Origin of the sequence: Arsukibacterium perlucidum DSM 18276, from assembly GCF_000382165.1 — a bacterium.
Taxonomy (GTDB): Bacteria; Pseudomonadota; Gammaproteobacteria; order Enterobacterales; family Alteromonadaceae; genus Alishewanella; species Alishewanella perlucidum.
In genome coordinates, this window is sequence record NZ_KB907711.1 from 23,321 (window position 1) to 45,290 (window position 21,970).

General features: G+C 47.5%; 20 protein-coding genes and 3 tRNA genes. 3 read left to right on the forward strand and 20 right to left on the reverse strand.

Features of this window, described 5'->3' with window-relative positions; all coding sequences use genetic code 11:
• Nucleotides 1–39: 39 nt before the first annotated feature.
• The 20 genes from H141_RS0109670 to H141_RS0109765 all read right to left on the reverse strand — a co-directional run bounded on the left by H141_RS0109670 (nucleotide 40) and on the right by H141_RS0109765 (nucleotide 19,118).
• A complete protein-coding gene (locus H141_RS0109670) occupies nucleotides 40–1,026 on the reverse strand; it encodes a plasmid recombination protein (RefSeq protein WP_019676062.1) in 987 nt (328 codons plus the stop codon).
• An 11-nt stretch (nucleotides 1,027–1,037) separates the two neighbouring features.
• Entirely contained in the window at nucleotides 1,038–1,592 is a 555-nt protein-coding gene (locus H141_RS0109675; RefSeq protein ID WP_019676063.1) for a hypothetical protein, read from the reverse strand.
• 232 nt (nucleotides 1,593–1,824) lie between these two features.
• Nucleotides 1,825–3,585: a site-specific integrase gene (locus tag H141_RS0109680; protein WP_019676064.1), complete on the reverse strand. Its 1,761-nt coding sequence runs from the start codon at nucleotides 3,583–3,585 to the stop codon at nucleotides 1,825–1,827.
• Nucleotides 3,586–3,681: 96 nt separating this feature from the next.
• Nucleotides 3,682–3,771: transfer RNA gene (locus tag H141_RS0109685), tRNA-Ser, on the reverse strand.
• A 115-nt stretch (nucleotides 3,772–3,886) separates the two neighbouring features.
• Nucleotides 3,887–4,945: a quinolinate synthase NadA gene (gene nadA, locus H141_RS0109690; protein ID WP_026349363.1), complete on the reverse strand. Its 1,059-nt coding sequence runs from the start codon at nucleotides 4,943–4,945 to the stop codon at nucleotides 3,887–3,889.
• Between the two features lie 92 nt (nucleotides 4,946–5,037).
• Nucleotides 5,038–5,113, reverse strand: a tRNA-Lys gene (locus H141_RS0109695).
• A gap of 26 nt (nucleotides 5,114–5,139) precedes the next feature.
• Nucleotides 5,140–5,215 (reverse strand) — tRNA-Lys (locus tag H141_RS0109700).
• Nucleotides 5,216–5,354: 139 nt separating this feature from the next.
• On the reverse strand, nucleotides 5,355–6,146 hold the full coding sequence (gene ybgF, locus H141_RS0109705; RefSeq protein ID WP_019676066.1) for a tol-pal system protein YbgF: 792 nt from the start codon (nucleotides 6,144–6,146) through the stop codon (nucleotides 5,355–5,357).
• A 25-nt stretch (nucleotides 6,147–6,171) separates the two neighbouring features.
• Nucleotides 6,172–6,702: a peptidoglycan-associated lipoprotein Pal gene (gene pal, locus H141_RS0109710; RefSeq protein ID WP_019676067.1), complete on the reverse strand. Its 531-nt coding sequence runs from the start codon at nucleotides 6,700–6,702 to the stop codon at nucleotides 6,172–6,174.
• A gap of 36 nt (nucleotides 6,703–6,738) precedes the next feature.
• On the reverse strand, nucleotides 6,739–8,088 hold the full coding sequence (tolB, locus tag H141_RS0109715; protein WP_019676068.1) for a Tol-Pal system beta propeller repeat protein TolB: 1,350 nt from the start codon (nucleotides 8,086–8,088) through the stop codon (nucleotides 6,739–6,741).
• Nucleotides 8,088–9,035 (reverse strand): cell envelope integrity protein TolA, encoded by a 948-nt coding sequence (gene tolA / locus H141_RS0109720; RefSeq protein WP_019676069.1) that lies wholly within the window; start codon nucleotides 9,033–9,035, stop codon nucleotides 8,088–8,090. The genes tolB and tolA overlap by 1 nt, the downstream gene beginning before the upstream one ends.
• Nucleotides 9,025–9,450 carry a protein TolR gene (tolR, locus tag H141_RS0109725; protein WP_019676070.1) on the reverse strand — a complete coding sequence of 142 codons (426 nt, stop codon included), beginning with the start codon at nucleotides 9,448–9,450 and terminating at the stop codon, nucleotides 9,025–9,027. Before tolR ends, tolA begins: the two co-directional genes overlap by 11 nt.
• Nucleotides 9,450–10,136, reverse strand: coding sequence for a protein TolQ (gene tolQ / locus H141_RS0109730; protein ID WP_019676071.1), 687 nt, complete (start codon nucleotides 10,134–10,136; stop codon nucleotides 9,450–9,452). The genes tolR and tolQ overlap by 1 nt, the downstream gene beginning before the upstream one ends.
• On the reverse strand, nucleotides 10,126–10,536 hold the full coding sequence (gene ybgC, locus H141_RS0109735) for a tol-pal system-associated acyl-CoA thioesterase (protein WP_033425459.1): 411 nt from the start codon (nucleotides 10,534–10,536) through the stop codon (nucleotides 10,126–10,128). The genes tolQ and ybgC overlap by 11 nt, the downstream gene beginning before the upstream one ends.
• A gap of 866 nt (nucleotides 10,537–11,402) precedes the next feature.
• Nucleotides 11,403–12,413 (reverse strand): Holliday junction branch migration DNA helicase RuvB, encoded by a 1,011-nt coding sequence (gene ruvB, locus H141_RS0109740; protein ID WP_026349365.1) that lies wholly within the window; start codon nucleotides 12,411–12,413, stop codon nucleotides 11,403–11,405.
• A gap of 5 nt (nucleotides 12,414–12,418) precedes the next feature.
• On the reverse strand, nucleotides 12,419–13,036 hold the full coding sequence (gene ruvA, locus H141_RS0109745) for a Holliday junction branch migration protein RuvA (protein WP_019676074.1): 618 nt from the start codon (nucleotides 13,034–13,036) through the stop codon (nucleotides 12,419–12,421).
• Nucleotides 13,037–13,085: 49 nt separating this feature from the next.
• Nucleotides 13,086–13,607 (reverse strand): crossover junction endodeoxyribonuclease RuvC, encoded by a 522-nt coding sequence (gene ruvC, locus H141_RS0109750; RefSeq protein ID WP_019676075.1) that lies wholly within the window; start codon nucleotides 13,605–13,607, stop codon nucleotides 13,086–13,088.
• Between the two features lie 2 nt (nucleotides 13,608–13,609).
• Entirely contained in the window at nucleotides 13,610–14,353 is a 744-nt protein-coding gene (locus tag H141_RS0109755; protein WP_019676076.1) for a YebC/PmpR family DNA-binding transcriptional regulator, read from the reverse strand.
• A gap of 83 nt (nucleotides 14,354–14,436) precedes the next feature.
• Nucleotides 14,437–16,212, reverse strand: a complete 1,776-nt coding sequence (aspS, locus tag H141_RS0109760; protein WP_019676077.1) for an aspartate--tRNA ligase — start codon at nucleotides 16,210–16,212, stop codon at nucleotides 14,437–14,439.
• 83 nt (nucleotides 16,213–16,295) lie between these two features.
• Nucleotides 16,296–19,118: a transporter substrate-binding domain-containing protein gene (locus H141_RS0109765; protein ID WP_019676078.1), complete on the reverse strand. Its 2,823-nt coding sequence runs from the start codon at nucleotides 19,116–19,118 to the stop codon at nucleotides 16,296–16,298.
• Between the two features lie 217 nt (nucleotides 19,119–19,335).
• Here H141_RS0109765 and cmoA point away from each other — a divergent pair, with 217 nt between their 5' ends.
• From cmoA to H141_RS0109780, 3 genes are read left to right on the forward strand one after another with little or no spacing between them, the layout of a single operon-like run.
• Nucleotides 19,336–20,061 carry a carboxy-S-adenosyl-L-methionine synthase CmoA gene (cmoA, locus tag H141_RS0109770; RefSeq protein WP_019676079.1) on the forward strand — a complete coding sequence of 242 codons (726 nt, stop codon included), beginning with the start codon at nucleotides 19,336–19,338 and terminating at the stop codon, nucleotides 20,059–20,061.
• Between the two features lie 27 nt (nucleotides 20,062–20,088).
• Entirely contained in the window at nucleotides 20,089–21,054 is a 966-nt protein-coding gene (gene cmoB, locus H141_RS0109775; protein WP_019676080.1) for a tRNA 5-methoxyuridine(34)/uridine 5-oxyacetic acid(34) synthase CmoB, read from the forward strand.
• Between the two features lie 23 nt (nucleotides 21,055–21,077).
• Nucleotides 21,078–21,965: a LysR family transcriptional regulator gene (locus tag H141_RS0109780; protein WP_019676081.1), complete on the forward strand. Its 888-nt coding sequence runs from the start codon at nucleotides 21,078–21,080 to the stop codon at nucleotides 21,963–21,965.
• Nucleotides 21,966–21,970: the final 5 nt, after the last annotated feature.

A 21,970-nucleotide genomic window follows, 5' to 3' on the forward strand; every position in this document is an offset into this window, starting at 1 on the left:
AGCAGCATTAAACCCGACAAAAGAAAGGCTTGCAAGTAATTAGGGCGATGGTGGCCGCTGTCTGCTGTTATTTGGATTAAAAAACGATGCCATCTTCTTAAGCTGATTCTTCGTGAGTGAATAAGCACGTTTTGTCAGCTGCTCTACTACCTTACTGAGATCATTAATTTTAGATTTATAATCGTTCATAACCTCTGCTAACTCTTCGACCTGATTGATCTTTTGTTGAATATCGCGATCGAGCCGTTTTGAGCTTAGTTGTAGATCCGCTAGTTGTTGCTCTGAAAGTTTTATAGCCTCAGTGTTTTCAGCTAATTTTTGCAAAACAAACAACTCTTTTCGTAGATGTTTCCTACCTGTAACTAATTTAGAAACGCCACGACGAAAGCCAGCACCGCTTAAAATCTCTCCTGAAATATCTTGCATTCGAACAAAGTTTGGATTCAACTCATTAGTTTTGTTGTTTTCATCCAAACCCTTAACCATCAGGTGCCGCAACGGAGAAACATTTTTTTTAAAATCGTAGTTGTAGAAATCAATGTGCGCGTGTGTATTTCTAATGAATTTTTTCTTTACGCCATTGGGTGAAAATTTGTATTCATATTTTCCTTCATCAAGATGAAGTGATATTCCGAGCGGTTCAAAACCAAACTCGTCCTGGATTTTTTCAGCATATTTACGGAGCTTATTTAAAATGCCCTTTGCAACATTGTTTTGGCCATGTTTATTTTCAAGCGAAGAAAAATGCTCTTCAGACAAAATGATTACATGCTCAAAAAGCATGTTAAAATCGCTGCGTGGCCTTTTTTTTTTTAACTTAGTATGCCGTTCAATAACAACATTCAATGCATCAAGAGCCGTTTCAGCACCCTGGTAGATATGTTGAACATTGTGATGTGAAAGATCCGGACGAACCACATTGGCTGATCTTGTAAAACCATTGCGCCTGATTCCAACGTGATCAAGCAATGCAACGGCTTTGTCATATTTGTAATACTCAGTGCGAACCGCTGCAAAGTTTTTCACTCATCTTTTCCTTACGCAATATTACGACGCTTAAAATCCCCACACTCTTGTACTGGATGTTTACTGATCATCTCCTTGCAGTGAAAGCCAGACTGACCGTTGGTCATCGTTCTGCAACCAGCCTCACATAAGTCGCAAAGTGCATAAATATTGAGTTTAATAGCTAGTTCCTCGAAGTTCGTTGCTGAATCAGATGATGAATCTATATCTGGATTTGGCGTAGCCTGGTGTTCAGTCACGACAAGATTAATAGCATTCCGAACAAGCTCTTCTTCTTTCTTGTTTCGAAAGGTTGCACTTAAAACATTGGACAGTTTTTCAGCAGTGAGTTCCCAATTCATTGTCGCTAACCGGTTTAAACCACTTTCTGTCTGAATGTACTTAGTTAGTAATTTCAGCCATTTGATGTCATCCCTTGAGTAATTTCCATAACGGCGGTCTGTCGTCACAGTATCCTCAAAATCATCTAATACCTTCTCAGACGCACAAATGACCGGCTGAATTAAATCAGAAATGGACTTACAGATCTGCGGTGTCGGGTTTCTTAATTCAGCTCTTATCTTCATGTCAACACTCCTTGGCTTGTTGACATTGATTATATCACAAAAAATGACAAAACTACTCTTAAGTGTATGTTTTTTATCACTTTATATTTGCTTGGTTTTATTGTGGCGGTTATCTTTATTTGCATCAGCAAATCCCACCGCGAAGCGACTTATCTCCCCCAGTAGGGGAGATAGGTTTTAGTGGGTTAAAACCTATCCGCTCACTCGATAAGTGTCAGTTGTTCGGCGACAGTCAGTAATCCAAAAGCTCGATCACGTCTTTTAAGACCGGCAGACTAACACTCTCATCTGCACCGTAACCACCAAACGTAATATCATCATCAACGTGTCCTAAAAGCGCTTTTACAACATACGCGTTCACACCGCGATGTTTAAAATGACTAATTACAGTAGTTCGCGCACTATGAAAATCAACCAACAAACCCAGATCTCTTTCGTAATTTTTATCAATACAAATTTTCCTGAATACGGTACGATTTAGCCATTTGCTGACAGGCACACCCAAACCATCGCGTCCTATCAGCTTTTTATCGGTCTGTAGCTCAGGAAAAAGCATCAATTCGCCATTATCCCTGTGTGTTTGAATCAATTCGAGCAGTCCACGCTCAACCAGCTTACTATGTACTGGCACTAAGCGTCTGGAACGCTCATTTTTAAGCTGATGTTCCCCTAAATCGAAAACCCAGATGTCATCAATTTGTTTGATATCACGCACTTTAAGGCCGGCGGATTCATTTAGCCTCATACCAGAGTAAAGTGCTATTTTTGGAAGCCAATATGCTGCTTGCCGAAATTCAGATGCCTCCCTGCTATCAGAGGGTTTATAGTCTAAGATGGCTGCGATCTCAGTAGGTTTGAATTTTCGCCGTTTAAGTTGATGCTTTTCCGATTTCAGAGATAACTGCATACCTGCAAAGGGATTTGCTGTAATCAGCTGCATTGAGTCCATCAGCCATTCGCAAAGCGTGAAGCAGTTGGTTAAATACTTGTTAACGGATTTTACACTTAAAGTCTTGGCCTTGCCTCGGACTGTGCGACCAGATGGTAGGCCGATGATGTGGTTTTTAACTGACATCGCCGCCTGACGATCTAATTCTGAGACTAAAAAAGTAGATCCCAGGACATTTTGTAAAACCTCAAACGATTTCTTATATTGAGATTGCGCGCTCAGGCCCACTTCTGCAAATTTACTCGTGCAGAAGTTATCGATACACACAGCTAGCTGTAGATGCTTATCACGTTTAATCGTAGCCGTTCTCTCAGACCGTCTAAAAAATGCCGTAAAGTCGCGTAACGTTGATATTAATTGCAGAAACTCCATACCTTCCCGAAATTCGAATTCAGGTGACTCTGATATCATCCCCGGCTCATAATTTTCATGCTGCCGATGCAGTTTTTGTAGTTCGGCAATAAGCCTGTTTGACATTAACGCCTCTTCTCTCCATGGGTTTAATTCGGAGCCGAGGGTCTTGGCTGAATGTTCAAAAACTTTAAGTGTTGTTGAGTGAATAGAGGGATGCTTCTCTGTCACGGAGCCCGACTCAAAGCATTCTTTGATTGTTGCATCTGGGACTGTACGCAGAGATGAAAGCTGTGCAGGTTCAATAGCACCTAACTGAAACATTGTTTTCCCTGTAACCAACCATTTTGAAAAGCTTTCTTTCAAAAAAGCTTTGAGCTTAAGCTTCAGCTCCTCTTCTTGTGGATTAAACATTCTAGCAAGATCTGCTATGGCATTAGCCTGAATAGTTGTGATCCGAATTTTTTGAGTAAAAGTGCGTTCTGCAAACATAGTCAACTCCTGTATTAGTTTGCGTTTAATAAATTTTGACAGCCAGAGAGCCTCATCCATGTGCTCTGTTCTGAGCGACGCGACAAAGTGTTCGCTGCCCACGGGATGATGGCAGATTTTTTCTAAAAAGGTCCCGCGGATACGAAAATAAAAGCTTTTTGAGCCTTTAACACGATAAAGATAAGTATGTTGAGCGCGCATGCACAGCCTCCGGTTTAGTGGATAAGCTATGTGGCAAAAAGAAAAACCCCATGATGCCACGTGGATAAGTCCAGTAAAATCATAGGGTTATGGTATTGGCGGAGAGAGAGGGATTCGAACCCTCGTTAGGGGTTAACCTAAACACACTTTCCAGGCGTGCGCCTTCAGCCACTCAGCCATCTCTCCGGAACTTGCGTTGCAAGCGCGGCTATACTAGGGAAATTCACCGCGCGCTGCAACTGTTATATACATAAGGCCTTTGTTTATGGCTGCTTTTTAAGCAGTCAGGGCCCGTTTTCGCTTAAGCGTTGCCTTTTACCTGCATTTTAAGCTCTTTGGCGAAGTTCAGCATCCGGTTCAGCGGCACTAAGGCTTTTTCGCGCAAGGCGCTATCTACAAAGATCTCATGGCCGGTAGTGTCGGTTAACGCCGCCTCAATCGCTTTTAAGCCGTTCATTGCCATCCAGGGGCAATGAGCGCAGCTGCGGCAGGTGGCGCCGTTACCGCCGGTTGGGGCTTCGATAAAGGTGCGGTCCGGCATCTGCTGCTGCATTTTATAAAAAATGCCTTTGTCGGTGGCGACAATAAAGGTGCTGTTCGGTAAGGTTTGGCTGGCTTTAATCAGCTGACTGGTAGAGCCCACCGCATCGGCCAGTTGCACTACGCTGTCGGGTGATTCCGGGTGTACCAGCACTGCCGCTTCCGGGTACTGCTTTTTCAGCTCAATCAGCGCACTGGCTTTAAATTCGTCGTGGACAATACAGGCAGCGTCCCACAGCAGCATGTCAGCACCGGTTTGTTTTTGGACATAAGCGCCGAGGTGCTTATCGGGGCCCCACAGAATTTTTTTACCCTGGCTATCCAGATAATCGACCACATCCAGCGCAATCGACGAAGTAACTACCCAGTCAGCGCGGGCTTTAACGGCGGCTGAGGTATTGGCGTATACCACCACAACCCGATCAGGGTGGGCATCGCAAAAGGCCGAGAACGGTTCTGCCGGGCAGCCTAAATCCAGTGAACAAGTGGCTTCCAGCGTTGGCATTAATACGGTTTTATTCGGGGTCAGAATTTTTGCGGTTTCGCCCATAAACTTAACGCCGGCTACGATTAACGTCTCTGCCGGGTGTTCGTTACCAAAACGGGCCATTTCTAAAGAGTCTGACACGCAACCACCGGTTTCCTCGGCCAACGCCTGAATTTCCGGATCGGTATAGTAATGGGCAACCAGTACCGCATTCTTTTGCTGCAGCAAGGTTTTAATCCGGGTTTTGTATGCGAGTTTTTCATCTGTAGACAGGGCTACAGGCTTTCTGGGAAATCTGAAATCCTGCTCACTAAAGTACATCGACTGCGTCATAACACCTGACCGGTAGCGTAAAAAGGCGCGTATTATACACCCGCCGGGCCGGCAAGAACAGTAGTTAAGGGATGGCGTTGGTGTTTGGTGTTTGGTGGGTCGTGCTGGATTCGAACCAGCGACCAATTGATTAAAAGTCAACTGCTCTACCAACTGAGCTAACGACCCACTTCGGTGTACTTGTTTGTGCGGTTTGGTGGGTCGTGCTGGATTCGAACCAGCGACCAATTGATTAAAAGTCAACTGCTCTACCAACTGAGCTAACGACCCTTACCGCGGACGCATATCTTACTGATTTACGGCGCCAGTGCAACTGAAAATTGTTAAAAAGGCCTTCATCCTGGCCTGACTGCACAAAAAGCCAGCGATATGAAACGACAAAGCCAACCTCAAGGTTGGCTTGCTAGGTTTACTTAAGTGCGTCTATGCGGTCCTGCGCCAGCCTGGCAGACGTTGCCGAAGCATGCTCGTTGGTTAATTGCCGGTAAAATCGCAGCGCAGCATCTTTATTATTTTCCCGCTCTGCAACCTGGCCCAGCTTTAACAGGGCATCGGGCACCTTGTTAGATGTACCAAAATTAGCAACAACCCGTTCAAAGTGAGTTTTCGCCTTCGCCAGTTCATTGTTATTAAACAATAGCTGACCCAGCCAGTAATGGGCATTTGGCGCATAACCTGAGTTGGGGTAGTTTTGCAAAAAGGCTTCAAATTCGGGAATAGCAGCATCGTAACGCCGATCCTTCAACACCATATTAACGGCTTTATCGTAAGCATCGTTCTCTGACATATTTGAAGAATATGAAACCGTGGGCACATTATTAACGTTGCTGGTAACGGCCGGCTGGGCTGCAGTGCTGGTTTGTAAAGCACCTACCCTGCGATCAATTTCCTGATATAAATCACGTTGGCGTTGCAGCATTTCATCCAGCTGATAAGTGTGGGTTTCAGTAACGCCACGCAGCTGACTAACTTCATCCAGCAATAAACTTAATTGCTGCTGCATGCGGATCTGACCCTGAGCCCGGGCTTCAACTACCCGTTCTAATGTTGCCAGACGTTGCTCCAGCGCACCTGCACTCTGGCTGGCAACCTGCTGGTTTGTAGTGATATTTCTGCCCAGCTCAGTAACCGGTGCCGGGTTAGCCCAGGCACCGCTACTCACTAAGGACAGAGCAACCCACAGTGTTTTATTTACTGTCATGATCACTCTTTTTCGTTATTAACTATTAGTAAACCAGTACTGCGCGACGGTTTTTGGCAAAACCTGTTTCAGTACGTGATCTGTCGACTGGCTTCTCTTCACCGTAACTAACGGTAGACAACTGGCCTGCAGACACACCCAGGTTTTGTAAATAAGATACCACGGCCTGGGCACGACGCTCACCTAAGGCAATGTTGTACTCTGGCGTACCGCGCTCGTCTGAATGGCCTTCAATGGTCACACGGACGCTTGGGTTAGCACGTAAAAAAGTACCATGAGCTTCTAATACTTCAACAAATTCCGGCCGAACTGTCGCCCGGTCAAAATCGAAATAAATAGTATTTTCCTGGCGCAGAGCTTCCAGTTTCTGACGCATTTGCTCAGCAGGGCTTACTACTGGCTCTGCAGTTTCAACTTGTACAGTATCGGTGACCTGCTCAGTAGTTCCTGAGGTGCGGGCATCGTCAGCAGAAGTTGATGACGTTGAGCTACAGGCGGCTAATGTCATCACAGGTACTGCGACTAATAAAGCCTTTAACACTTTGTTTAAATTCATTTTTGTTGTCCTTAGTAAGTTAACCACGTTTTTGTTTTATAAAAAAGGTGACCAGGCTGGCGATTTAACCTGTCCATCTATCGCCGGCAGTCGGGCTTTAAAGCGTCCATCCATTGAAACCAGTGCCAACACCTGCGACGAGCCGTGCATAGTGCTGTATATAATCATTGAACCATTTGGCGCAATACTGGGTGATTCATCCAGATTGGTCTTGGTCAGTACCTGTAAAAACCGGCTTTGCCGATCCATTTTCGCAATATGATACTGCCCCTGAGTCCGGTTCACCATAACAATAGTGCTGCCATCAGGACTATAGGCGCCTGCCAGATTCATTTCACCCTCAAAAGTCAACCGTCTGGTGGTACCTGTGGCTAAATTTACGCTATATAGCTGGGGATTGCCACCTCTGTCCGAACTGAACACCAGCTCCTTACCATCGGGAGACCAACTTGGCTCAGTGTCGATCGCCCGCTGATTAGTGATCCGGCGTAACGCCTTGCTGGCGATATTTAAGGTATAAATCTCAGGGTTGCCGTCTTTAGACAAGACCAGCGCCAGGCTTTCACCATCTGGTGACCACACCGGTGCACCATTAATACCCGGGAAAGTACTGACTACAGTACGCCGGCCACTATAGATATCCTGGATAAAAATCTGGGCCTGTCGCCGCTCAAAGGTAACATAGGCCAGCTTGGTGCCATCTGGTGACCAGCTGGGCGACATTAACGGCTCTTTCGAACGCAGCAATATTTGTTCGTTAACACCGTCATAATCCGCTACTACCAGCTGGTAAGGGAATTCATGATCGGGCCGTACCAGCACATAAGCAATTTTAGTTAAGAAGGCACCACGTTCACCGGTAAGCTTTTCATAAACAATGTCGCTGATCCGATGGGCATACTGGCGGAACTGGCTGCCATTAATGGTGGTTTCCCGGCTATCCAGAACGTGTTCGTTGCTGGTAACCAGTTTACCGGCATTAAGCATTTGCGAACTGGGGCCACTGTTGCCTTTAAGTACATCTATCAGCTCAAAACTTACGGTATAACGGTCAATGCCAATCTCGTTAATCTGCCCCATGACAATGGCTTCAACGCCTTCACGCGCCCATGCCGCATAGTTTATCTCACTCACTTTAGCCGGCCGCTGCGGCATTTTAATGTTAGCAAGCGGACTGAACTTGCCACTGCGCATCAAATCGGCAGCAACAATCTCGGCCAGATTTTCGGTTGGCCGGGTGGTGCCATTAAAACTGAAAGGTAAAATTGCCACTGGCCTGGCAGAGTCTATACCTTCAGTAATCACAATTTCTAAAGAGGCCCGGGCCAGTGCCGGGAAAAGTAAAATTGTCAGGATTAAGGTTTTTTTAAGTAAATTAGTCATCATTAAAATTCTGGTGCCACCGTTAAAGTTATATCTTTCAGTTGATTATAAACATCAGGGTCAGTAGATACCGGCAAGGTTCCTGCCCGGTTTACTGCTCGAATGGCGGCGTCTGCTACCTGACGGTCACCGCTGACATAACGTACGTCTGTCACAAAACCGCTGGTTGCCAACCTGATATTAATCCGGGCTGTTTTACCGCGCATGTTTTCATCTACTAATAAATTACGCTGAATAGCATCACGGATCATCGCCGTGTAGCGCTGCACTTCCGTAACCGCTTGCTGAGCCCGGGCCTGGCGCCTCGATTCTGCTTCTTTAGCCAGTTGTTCCTGCAGTTGCCGTTCACGTTCTGCCTGTTCTCGGGCTTCCCGAGCTTTGCGCTCCCGCTCTGCCTGAGCTTTAGCCGCCTCTTCTTCAGCCTGTCTGCGTTTTTCCTCGGCAGCTTTAGCAGCAGCCTCTGCTTTTTTCTGCTCGGCTTCGCGGGCTTTACGAGCTTCTTCCGCCTGCTTAGCTTTTGCTGCTTCAGCCTGCTGCTGCTTTTGTGCTTCAGCGGCTGCAGCCTTAGACTTACGTGCGGCTTCATCTGCCTGGCGTTTCTGCTCAGCAACGCGTTTTAACCGCTCTTCTTCCGCGGCTCTGTTGCGCTCCGCCTGCTTAGCTCTGCGCTCTAGGGCGGCAATCCGATCTTCTTCCGCTTTTTTAGCGTCGTCCCGGTTCTTCTGAATTTCAGCAATGCGCTGCTCTAACTGCTTGCGATCAATTGCGACCGCCTCTACCGGCGCAGGATTAGCTGCCACCGCCTGTTCAGTGCTGACCGACAGTTCAACTGTTTGGCGCTTAAAACTGATGTTGGCGCCAAATATCAACAGCAGCACAATGGCAACATGTAATGCCACCGACATTGCTAACGGAGTTGTCAGTGCTGGTTTAAGCTTATCAAACTTCATTATCAGTCATTAAACCCACTGCCGGCGCGCCGGCATTTTTTAAAACATTAATCAGGCGGATAACGGCTTCATAACTCACCGCTTTATCACCTTTAACAATTACCTGAGTACCCGGTTCAATCGTCAACCAGCTCGCCACTTCTACCTGCAGCTCTGCTGAGGTAAAAGGCCCTTGCTGGTTACCGTCTTTCTCAAAGTAATACAAACCATCACTGTCTACGGTAGCTACTAACGGAGTTTTGCCTTCTGTCATCTGGGCAATAGGTTCAGCCGCCGACTTTGGCAAATCTACTTTCACCCCCTGAGTGATCAGCGGGGTAGTAACCATGAAAATAACCAACAGCACCAGCATAACATCAATGTATGGCACCACGTTTATTTCGGCCATCATCCGCCGTTTTTTCCGGACGTACATCAGGCAGCCTCAGTACTGGTAACAGCCTGGCGATGCAGGATATTAGAAAACTCTTCAACAAAATTGGCATAACTGCTTTCCAGCAACTCAACCTGATGCGAGAACTTGTTATAAGCAATAACGGCCGGTATAGCGGCAAACAGGCCTATCGCAGTAGCAATCAGCGCCTCGGCAATACCCGGCGCCACCATTGCCAGGGTAGCTTGCTGTACCGCACCCAATGCAATAAATGAATTCATAATGCCCCAGACGGTGCCAAACAAACCGATATAAGGGCTGATTGAACCGACTGTCGCCAGAAAAGGTAAATTGGTTTCCAGCCGCTCTACTTCGCGTGATAAACCAACCCGCATCGCCCGCTGTGCGCCTTCCATTATTGCCGCAGGTTGCTGGCGGCTGCTTTTATGCAGCCTGGCGAATTCTTTGAAACCCGCCCGGAACAGTGCCTCTAAACCTATGTTGCTCTGGCGGGCACTGACTTCGGCATATAGCTTCGATAAGTCTATCCCGGACCAGAATTTATCTTCAAACCGCCTGGCATCGGCCAGTGCTTCTTTCAAAACTTTTTTCCGTTTAAAAATCATACTCCAGGAGGCAACCGACATACCTACCAGAATTAGCATCACTGCCTGCACCACAATACTGGCATCGAGTAATAAATGAAGAATGGAAATTTCACCTGACACGCGTTAACACCTCTGCAATTTCGGCCGGCATTGGCCGGGCTTTCATGGCCTGCTTGTCAACACAGGCAACTTTAATTTCAGCCTGACAAACCAACTGGGCCGAAGCATTATAAATTTGCTGGGAAAAAATCATACTTGCTGACTTTAAGGTACTGATTTGACTCGATACCGTCAATAATTCATTAAAACCCGCACTTTTTTTGTTATCCATTAAAACCTGAGTAACAACAAAGGCGATATTGTTTGACAACAATATATCCTGCTCAATACCCAGGGCCCGTAACCATTCGGTGCGGGCTCTTTCAAAAAATTTCAGGTAATTAGCGTAATAAACGATGCCGCCGGCATCTGTATCTTCATAATACACTCGTATTGGAAATTCGAAGCTTTTCTCAGACATTTATAATCACATCTTAATTTACTGCGTATGATAATTAGCCGGGTTGCCAAACTCAATGGCTAACCGCTGCAGGAGCTAACTATATTTATTTAACGCCTGCTATTGCATTGTGTTCAGAAGGCAGACTCTGATACCTCCCTTAAGTTCAATCAACTGCAAATCTGGTGGTTTTACTTCAAGGTATGCGATGTCGATACTGCTACCGTTACCTAAACCATGCCGAAACCATAAAAAAGCTATAAAAAGTAATCCGAGCTATCATCCACATTTAAACTTAATCACAGATGAATAAAGGCGCGCTTTACATTAGCGCCAGCTAACTGCTTAATTAAACAACAACACCAGTCAGCGTAACATTAGTTATTCTAATGCCTAAGTTCTAATTTTTCTCGTTTGAAGTAATTACTCGAACTCTTTAACATACGCTCCGTGTTCTGAGCTAGCGCAAAGGCAAGGTAAGAGCGTTACCCTGTTTAGTAAAGTTCACTGCGCAGTATGACTGATAGCTAAGGTTAGTTTTGCTGCTGTTTAAACATGTTCCCTGGATTTATGAAGCACTCCTTCAACTTGTTGCTTTGCCCGCTCCCTGAGCGGGCTTTTTTTTGTCTACCCGTCCTACTTTAAGCCGCAGCGGTGTTGGCTGCGTTCTCTCATCACCAATCGCATAGGTAACTATGCTCATGGGAATTCGTTTACTTGCCGCCTACCTGCAGCGTAAAGTAGTTAGGGTATACTGTTCTAACTGGTACTGCAGCGTTGTTGCCTGCATTAAAGTCCCACACTCACATAGTCGACTATGCTCGTATGGCACTTTAATTTGCCGCCTAGCTGTAGCACCAACTAGTTTGCGAATACGATGCGATAATTCATTCTGATTTGGGTAAGTCGAAGCCGAAGTGCTGATAAGCGCGGGGCGAGGCTATCCGGCCTCTGGGAGTGCGCTGAATAAAGCCCTGCTGAATTAAAAACGGCTCTATTACATCTTCAATAGTTTCTTTTTCTTCACCAATCGCCGCTGCTAAATTATCCAGCCCGACCGGGCCGCCCATAAACTTATCAATAATGGCCAGGATAAGTTTACGATCCATATAATCAAAGCCCTCTGCGTCAACGTCTACCATTTGCAGAGCCTGGCCGGCAATTGCCACTGATACCGTACCGTCAGATTTAACCTGAGCGTAATCCCGTACCCGGCGCAGCAAACGGTTAGCAATGCGTGGCGTACCGCGTGAGCGTCTGGCTATTTCTGTGGCTGCGTCTTTTTCTAATTGCAAATTCAGGTATAACGCAGAACGCTGAATAATATCGCTAAGCTCGTCCACCTTATAAAATTCCAGCCGCTGCACTATGCCAAAGCGATCGCGCAGCGGTGAGGTTAACGCCCCGGCGCGGGTGGTAGCGCCAATAAGGGTAAAGGGCGGCAGCTCCAGCTTGATCGAGCGGGCAGCCGGCCCCTCGCCTATCATAATGTCCAGCTGATAATCTTCCATTGCCGGATACAAAATCTCTTCGACAACCGGGCTCAAGCGATGGATCTCATCAATAAACAACACATCGTTTTGTTCAAGGTTGGTTAGCAGCGCTGCTAAATCACCGGCTTTTTCCAACACCGGGCCGGAGGTGCTTTTAATATTTACCCCCATTTCGTTAGCCACTATCATCGCCAGGGTAGTTTTACCAAGACCCGGCGGGCCAAATATCAGCAGATGATCCAGTGGATCGCCCCGGCCTCTGGCTGCCTCGATAAAAATAGCCATTTGCTCACGAACATGCTGCTGACCGGTATAGTCGGCCAGACTTTTTGGCCGGATAGCCCGGTCTATTACTTCATCTTCACGGGTCGCGTTGCCCTGGATCATTCGATCAGCTTCAATCATCTTGGCTATATCATACTTTTAAGGGCGGCCATGATCAGTTGTTCACTGCTCATGTCGGCGCGTTTAACTAATTTTACTGCTTTGCTGGCCTGAGCCTGCGAGTAACCCAAGCCAAGTAAAGCACCTAATGCATCTTGTTCTGCACTGGCGGGCGGCGCAAAAATCGCCTCTTCACCAGCCAGTGTCAGTTTGTCCGTTACCGGCGTAGCGCCGGTGCCCCAATCTTTCAGGCGATCGCGCATTTCAATTACCAGGCGCTCGGCAGTTTTTTTGCCAACGCCCGGCAATTTTACCAGGGTGGTGATGTCATCATGCAGCACACAATGGACAAATTGCTGGGCAGTCATCCCGGACAAAATAGTCAGTGCCAGTTTCGGCCCTACCCCATTAGCTTTAATCAGCTGCCGGAACAAGCTGCGTTCTGTGCGGGTAATAAAACCATACAGCAGCTGCGCATCTTCCCGCACCACGAAATGTGTGTATATGGTCGCCTGGCTGCCTGGCTCTGGCAGCTGGTAAAAGCTGGTCAGGGGCAACTGCACTTCATAGCCCACGCCGGCCACGTCCAGTAAAATATCCGGTGCCTGTTTTTCCAGTAAAATACCTTGTAAACGTCCAATCATCAGGCTGTTCTTCTTGTTAGTTGGTGATGAATTAACTGGCCCGGTCGGTTCAGCGCAAGCGGCGGCGTACCGTTTTGCTGGCCTGGCCAGCTAATGCCACTAAGCTTTGCTGAGTATGCCCGTGACATAAGGCCACTGCAAGCGCATCGGCCGCATCAGCCTGCGGGCTGGCACTTAGCTGCAACAACGAGCGCACCATATGCTGCACCTGGGCTTTGTCAGCTGCGCCGGTGCCCACTACCGCCTGTTTTACCTGACGTGCTGAATATTCGAAGACCTCCAGCCCGGCATGTTTGGCGGCAACGATAGCGGCGCCGCGGGCCTGCCCCAGCTTTAATGCTGAATCTGGGTTACGGGCCATAAACACCTGTTCAATAGCAAACACGGTGGGCTGGGTTTGGGTAATGATTTCAGAAATGCCATTAAAAATACGCAACAACCGCTCTGGCAACTCATCAGTGCCCAGGCGAATACAACCACTGGCCAGATACACAAATTTGTTGCCTTGCTGGCGCACCACCCCATAGCCGGTCAGGCGGCTGCCCGGGTCAATTCCCAGAATAATATTCACTGTTAGCCATGCTCGCCAAGCAGTTCATCACTGATCTCAGCATTATGGTAAACATTCTGCACATCGTCTGAATCTTCCAGCATATCGATCAGCTTGAAAAAGCGGCCAACATTATCGGCATCAACCTGGGCCCGGATAGACGGGATCATATCTATTTCGGCATCATCGGCAATAAAACCAGCAGCCGTTAAACTGTCTTTAATATCGTTATATTGCTCCTGGCTGGTGAACACCTCAATACTGCCATCTTCATGGTTTTGCACATCTTCGGCCCCGGCTTCCAGCGCCGCATCCAACAATGCGTCTTCATCGACCCCGGGGGCAAACAACAGCACCCCACGCCGGGCAAATAAGTACGAAACCGAGCCCGACGTACCCAGGTTGCCTCCATTTTTGCTAAAAGCATTGCGCACATCAGCAACCGTTCTTTTATTATTATCGGTCATGGTTTCAACAATAATAGCGACCCCATTCGGGCCGTAGCCTTCATACACCAGCTCTTCGTAATTTTCACCTTCGGTCGCACCGGCACCACGTTTAATTGCGCGGTCGATGGTGTCACGCGTCATGTTTTCAGACAGGGCTTTGTCTACTGCCAGCCGCAAGCGCGGGTTGGCGCTGATATCAGGATTGCTGCGGGCTGAGACGGTTAACTCTCGAATGATTTTGGTAAATATTTTACTTTTTTTGGCATCCTGGCGGGCTTTACGATGCTTCATGTTCGCCCATTTACTATGGCCGGCCATATTTAACTCCTCGCTTAGGGCAAAATGCTGCGACAACTCATTATGGTAACGAGCGTTGTCGCAGCTTTAAAACTGACTACGAATTACTGCTTCCTGACAACCTGAATACTTAGCTCTGCCAGCTGAGTTGGGTTAGCTTCACCCGGCGCATCAGTTAACGGACAAGCAGCAGTAGCTGTTTTAGGAAACGCCATTACGTCACGAATAGAGGTAGCGCCGGTCATCAGCATTACCAGCCGATCTAAACCAAAAGCCAAACCGGCATGTGGTGGCGCGCCAAACTTCAGTGCTTCCAGCAAGAAACCAAACTTCTCCGCCGCTTCGTCATCGCTGATGCCAAGCAATTTAAAGACTTTAGCCTGAACGTCAGCGCTGTGGATCCGCACTGAACCGCCCCCCAATTCAGTACCATTTAGCACCATATCATAGGCATTAGACAATAAATTAGTATGGTCAAGCTCAGCAACTGGTGTGGCTAAAAACGCAGCGGTATCCAGTGGCGAGGTAAACGGATGATGCACCGCGGTATGGCTGCCATCATCGTTTTCTTCAAACATCGGGAAGTCGACTACCCACAGTGGTTTCCAGCCGGGTACTGTCAGCCCCAGATCTTCACCCAGTTTCAGGCGTAACGCACCCATCGCTTCACACACCACTTTATAACTGTCAGCACCAAAGAAAATCATGTCGCCGTTCGCTGCAGCGGTGCGCTCGAGAATGCTGCTGATAATATCGGCCGTTAAAAACTTAGCAACCGGCGATTGCACGCCGTCAATGCCGGCACTAAGGTCATTGACCTTCATCCAGGCCAGGCCCCTGGCACCATATATCCCAACAAAACTGGTATAGTTATCAATGTCTTTACGCGATACCTTGTCGGCAGCTGCCGGCACTTTCAGCGCCACTACCCGGCCTTTCGGATCATTTGCCGGGCCGGAAAATACTTTAAACTCAACGTCTGTTACTAAGTCTGCAATATCGACAAACTGCATCGGGTTACGTAAATCAGGTTTATCAGAGCCGTATAAGCGCATCGCTTCATGGAAAGTCATTTGCGGAAATTTACCAAGGTCAACGTCCAGTTGTTGCAGGAACAACTGCTGGACCATTTGCTCGGTCACTGCCATTACCTGCTCAGCACTCATAAATGACGTTTCGATATCAATCTGGGTAAATTCAGGCTGGCGGTCGGCTCGTAAATCTTCATCGCGGAAGCATTTTACAATTTGATAGTAGCGATCCAGGCCAGACATCATCAGCAATTGTTTAAACAGCTGCGGGGATTGCGGCAAAGCAAAAAACTGGCCTTTATGGGTGCGGCTTGGCACCAGATAATCACGCGCGCCTTCCGGGGTCGCTTTGGTTAAAATCGGGGTTTCAACATCAAGAAAGCCATTACTGTCCATAAAATTACGAACAAAACTGGTTACTCTGGCCCGAAACTTCAGGCGCTCGCTCATTACTGGCCGGCGTAAATCCAGGTAGCGGTATTTAAGGCGCTGCTCTTCACTGTTGTCGTGGTTAAAATCCAGCGGCAGTGGCGCGGCTTTATTTAGAATAGTTAAACCACTGGCATATACTTCAACTTCACCGGTGGCCATATCGGCGTTAATTTGTGATGCTGGCCGTAACCGCACTTCACCGGTTACCTGAATACAAAACTCGTTACGCAAGGTATAGGCCAGCTCAAACAACTCAGTCAGATCCGGGTCACAAATTACCTGAACCATACCTTCACGGTCACGCAAATCGATAAAAATAACGCCACCGAGATCCCGGCGCCGGTTAACCCAGCCACACAATGAAACCTGTTGCCCGGCATGTTGGGCATTTAAAAAACCGCAGTAATGGCTACGCATTAACCCTTCCTTCTATCTCGTTGGTCAGCCGCTGTAAAATGACCGTCAATTATATAGAAATAGCGCTTAATGTCACTGCCCGTTCACGAAAACTCTCGTTCGGTAAAACTGTAACCATTCTTACCCTGCTGCTTCGCCAGGTACATTTGTTTATCGGCTTGTTTGAGCAGGTCAGAACTGCTGGTGGCATCATGTGGAAAAATAGCAATGCCAATACTGGCACCTAGCCGGACTTCGCCAAATGTCAGTTGTAGCGGCTGACTTAACTGATACAGAATTTTCTCGGCGACAATAGCCGCATCATCGCTGTGCAATAACGCCGTTAGCAACACCACAAATTCATCGCCACCCAACCGGGCCACGGTATCACTGGTGCGCACGCATCCTTGCAGCACGCCTGCAAATTTCAATAGTAATTCATCACCAGCAGCATGACCATGCAGGTCATTAACTTCTTTAAAGCCATCAAGATCGAGAAACAGCACGGCTAATATTTCATTTTGACTGCGGTGTTGCTCAACTGCCTGCTCAATCCGTTCTTTCAGTAAATTACGGTTTGCTAAGCCGGTAAGGTCATCATGGGTGGCCATATAACGCATTTTATGTTCGGCGTTACGGCGCAGGCCGACTTCGCGGCGTAAAAATAAATTCCAGATCACAAACGCAGTTAACAACACTAAAGTTACTGCCACCACTTGCCAGACTATCTGTAGCAGTCGTTTACGGTCTATGCCCTGGGTAATTTCAAAATCAAACCAATACTTATAAATTTGCGCCCGCTCAGTGTCGCCAATGCTGCGCAAGCCTTTGTTTAAAATATCGACCAGTGGCTGATAATCACTGCGCACCGCGACCAGCGATGGGTAGTCAGGTAAATCATCAATCAGTTGCATCCTTAAATTTATGGCGCCTGATTGTTTTAATGCCCGGCTCCCCGCTTCAACCGAATCAAGCACAAAATCGACCCGATTATTTTGTAGCAAGCGGATACCATCATTTAAATCGGTGAGTGTTACAACCTCAACTTCAGGCACTGAATCTGTTAAATAATGCTGCGCCAGCTGATAATCCTGGAAAACAGCAACCCTTTTGCCTTTCAGCTGCTTTACAACTGAAATATTTTCACTATTAATATGGCTGATCAAGGCCCACTGCACCGTCCAGAAGGGCTCGGTAAACAGGGCATATGCATTGCGTTCAGCTTTAGGCGATACATTCGCTACCAAATCCAGCTTTCTTTGTTCCAGCTCGCTCAGAATACTGTCAAAATCATCATATACCTTCAGCTCAAACTCAATATCCAGCCGCTCTGCTAAAATTTGCAGAATTTCATTAGTCAAACCGGCAACATTGCCATTTTCATCAACAAACTCCATCGGCGGCCAGTTACTGATAATACCTACCCGCAGTGGGCTGTGCTGTTCCAGCCACGAGCGCTGGGTCGCTGTCAGCGGTATTTTATTTTTAAAGTCGGCGAAGTAGCTATGCTCGGCCAGCTTTACCCATTTTTTTTCAATATTGATTAGTTCTGCCAGCGAAATCTGGTTAAAACCCTGCCTGATTTGTTCTGCCAGTTCCGGGTTATCAACGTGGGTTAATGCATAAAGCGGTGCAAAAATCCGGCTAGCCGGTGCCACCACAAAATCAGTTGCCAGGTTAAGCTGATTCAGACGAGTGTCTACTACCACCTCTGAGCCGAAAAAGCCTTCTATCTCGCCATCTAACGTTGCCTGGGTCATTGATTCCAGAGATGGATAACGTCGGAACGTTACATCAGGATATTGCTGCTGTAACTCAGCCAGATAACTGGCATTATTATAAATACCGATGTTGCCGGCGAACTTGCTGTCTAATACCGGTAAATCACTGTTTTTTAACCTGTAGAATGCGGTACTGAAACTATATAAATGATACGCCTTAGCCAACTGCGGATTCAGGCTTGCAAGGGCAGGAAAACCAATGTGAGCATCGATCCGCTGATTCGCCAGATTAGTCAGACTATCATCTGAATTATCCGGCACAAATGCGATACTGGTACCGGTTTTCTCGGACCATAAACGCCATAAGTCAACCAGTAAGCCGGTAGCTTCGCCCTGTGACGAAACATGCATATAGGGTTGATTTAATACAGACAAGCCGAGCAGTAAGGTGTCAGCATTTGCGCCTCTGAAACCGAGCCATTTGCGTTCCAGCTCATTCAGGGTAGCAACAGACACTGCTGCAGAGTATTGGGCTAACCTGGCATTAAGCGGCGAGTTTAACGGTACGCCGTATACCAGTTGAATGACCTTTAACGGCAGCTTTTTATAAAGCGGAAATTGATTGTTCAAATTCTGATAGGAATCATAGCGCGGAGGTAAACGGTCGAGTCCGGCAAAGGCTTTCAGTTCTCCGGCCAGCGCTGCATCGTACATCAGAGTAACATTCGGAAATTTGCGCAAAGGAACTGTGGGTAATAGCCGGGCAAGCGTAGGGACATGACTGGAGTTTTCTACCACCCCTATGACATAAGGAGTTAAATCTTTCAGTGATTCCACCCGCAACAAATCACGGTGCACAAACACATTACTGTAGATCGTAATATTTATGCTATGCAGGTTGTAATTTTTGGCGCGCTGTTCGGTAAACGCCATGCCGCCATGCAGGTCAACCTCGCCGGCATCTAACAGGGCCATGGTTTCTGGCCACTCAGCCATCACAAATTCAATTTCAAATTGCTGCTGGCGGGCGATTTCACGCCAGTAGTCAACAATCAGGCCGTTCGGCTGGCCTTGCTCATCAACAAACATATAAGGATAGGTATCGTTGCTTAGCGCAACTCTCAGTCTGTCCGGGCTGGCCATTGCCTGTGCAGCAGTGATAAAACACAACAGCAATGCAGCAGTATAAAATAAACGTCTGATCATGTGTTTAGACTGATAGTTAGTGTCATATCGTTGTACCCTTCCTGTCCGCATTGGTCAAGATAAGCAAGGATCATTATCAGCATCTTTATGTTCTGACTATTTTGTGTTCTGGCTAGCTAGTTTGCTTTTGGCGGCTTGCAACAAATCAGGTAAACTAGGCGCTTAATTTTTACCGCGCTTTTAACCCGTTCCTGCGCAGCACTGGTACGTAAAGTTTATGCAAAAAGACCATATTTATGCCGAGCCGTTAGCTCAGATCCAGGACTTCCGGTTTGATGACCAGGTTGCCGAAGTTTTTCCAGATATGATTCAGCGCTCTATTCCGGGCTATCAGACTATTATTCAGACAATTGGTAAACTAACCGCACGTTATCAGCAAGCCAACAGCAATTTTTATGATTTAGGTTGCTCGCTAGGTACCGCCAGTCTGGCGATGCGCCGTAATATCAGCGTCAGCGGTGCCAGGCTGATTGCCGTAGATAACAGCAAAGCGATGCTGGAACGATGTGAACGGCATCTGCTGGCGTTTCGCTCTGAGGTCCCGGTTAGTCTGGAGCTGGCAGATATTCGTGATATTGCCATTGAAAATGCCGCTGTAGTGGTGATTAACTTCACCTTGCAATTTCTGGCACCGGAGCACCGTGATACCCTGATCAACACTATTTACCAGGGCTTAAAGCCCGGCGGCGTGCTGATATTATCGGAAAAGTTTGTTGCCCACAGCAATACCACTAATGAACTACTGGTTGATTTGCATCTTGATTTTAAACGGGCCAACGGCTACAGCGAGCTGGAGATAAGCCAGAAACGTTCTGCCCTGGAAAACGTGATGAAGCCCGATACGCTGGCACAGCATCAGCAGCGGTTGCAACAGGCTGGCTTTAGTGAGCAGAGCTTATGGTTTCAGTGTTTTAACTTTTGCTCAATGCTGGCAATTAAATAAGCCAGCGGCTAAATACAGGGATATTCAATGCTCGATTTCAGCCCCTTTTACGCTAAGTTAGCCACCAACAAGCTGCATAACTGGTTGCAAACACTGCCGGCCCAGTTAGCTGACTGGCAGAAACATGCCTTACACGGTGACTTTAAACAATGGCAAAAAGTAATTGCTAACCTGCCCGCAACCAATGTCAGCACCGTTGAACTGACCAATGCAGTGCAGTTTGGCGACGCAACAGATATCAGCGCCGGCGAAGCAGAACGGATCCGCTATTTACTGCAGCAACTGAAACCCTGGCGCAAAGGCCCTTTTAACATTCATGGCATCGGGGTTGATACCGAATGGCGCTCAGATTTCAAATGGGACCGGGTATTACCGCATATCAGCCCTTTAGCCGGCCGCACTGTGCTGGATGTTGGCTGTGGCAGTGGCTATCACTTGTGGCGAATGCGAGGTGCCGGTGCCCAATTTGTGGTTGGTATTGACCCGTCGCAGCTTTTTTACAGTCAGTTTCAGGCAATTAAACACTTTAACCCGGACCCGGATGTTAATCTTATTCCGGTTGGCATCGACGATTTACCACCGCTGGCGCAGTTTGATACGGTGTTCTCAATGGGCGTGTTGTATCATCGGCGCTCGCCAATTGATTTTTTGCAACAATTAAAGCAACAGCTACGGCCGGGTGGTGAACTGATCCTGGAAACCCTGGTGGTTGAAGGAGATGAGCAGCAGGTTTTAGTGCCGGGTGAGCGCTATGCCAAAATGCGCAACGTATGGTTTATTCCGAGCACCAGGGCGTTGTGTCACTGGTTAAGCAGGCTTGGCTTTAAAAACCCAAAAGTTGTTGATTTAAATACAACTAGCCTGGCAGAACAACGGGCGACACCGTGGATGGAAAATGAAAGTTTAATTGATTTTCTCGACCCGACTGACCATAGTAAAACCATTGAAGGTTATCCGGCGCCGCTGCGCGCTGTGATTATAGCCACTGTTTAAACAGATACAGGATCCGGTTCGCTATGCCCTATCGCCCTCGCTCAACCCTGGAACAATGGCGCATTTTACAGGCAGTTGTCGATGCCGGTGGCTACGCTCAGGCAGCCGATTTATTAAATAAGAGTCAGTCTTCACTCAATCACGCCGTGGCTAAATTGCAGTCGCAATTAGGAGTAGAACTGCTGGAAGTGATTGGTCGCAAAGCCCAACTTACCGATGCAGGCGAAGTAATGCTGCGCCGCTCAAGGGTATTAACCCAGCAAATTGAAGATCTCGAGCTGTTGGCCGACAATATAGAACAAGGCTGGGAACCGGAAATCCGGATTGCGGTAGAGCTTGCCTACCCGAAACAATACTTGTACCGCGCTCTGCAAAAATTTTATCCACAAAGCCGCGGTAGCCGGGTGCAGATTATTGATACCGTATTAACCGGCACCAGTGAAGTTATTGTCCAGAAAAAAGCTGATCTGGTTATTGCAGGTGTGGTTCCGAAAGGATACCTGGGGGAACCCTTGTATGTCAGCCGTTTTATCCCGGTGGTAGGCGCGAACCATGAGCTGGCCAGTCTGCAACTGCCGGAACAAAACCAGCTCAGCCAATATCTGCAGATCGTGATCAGAGATACCGCGCAAAAACCTCTGGAAAATATCGGCTGGTTAAAAGCCGAGCAACGCTGGACAGTTGACAACTTCGTTGAGGCCATTGAAATATTACAACTGGGTCTGGGCTTCTGCTGGCTGCCGGATTTTGCTGCAGCCGAGGCACTGGCCAATGGCAAGCTGGTTCAGATCCAACTTAATAATAGTTCAGAGCGACTTGTACCTATGTCGCTGTTAACCCCACAGGAAGAGACATTGGGGCCCGGCAGCAAACAATTACGCCAATTAATTCTGGCTGAACATTTTAAATAGGGATC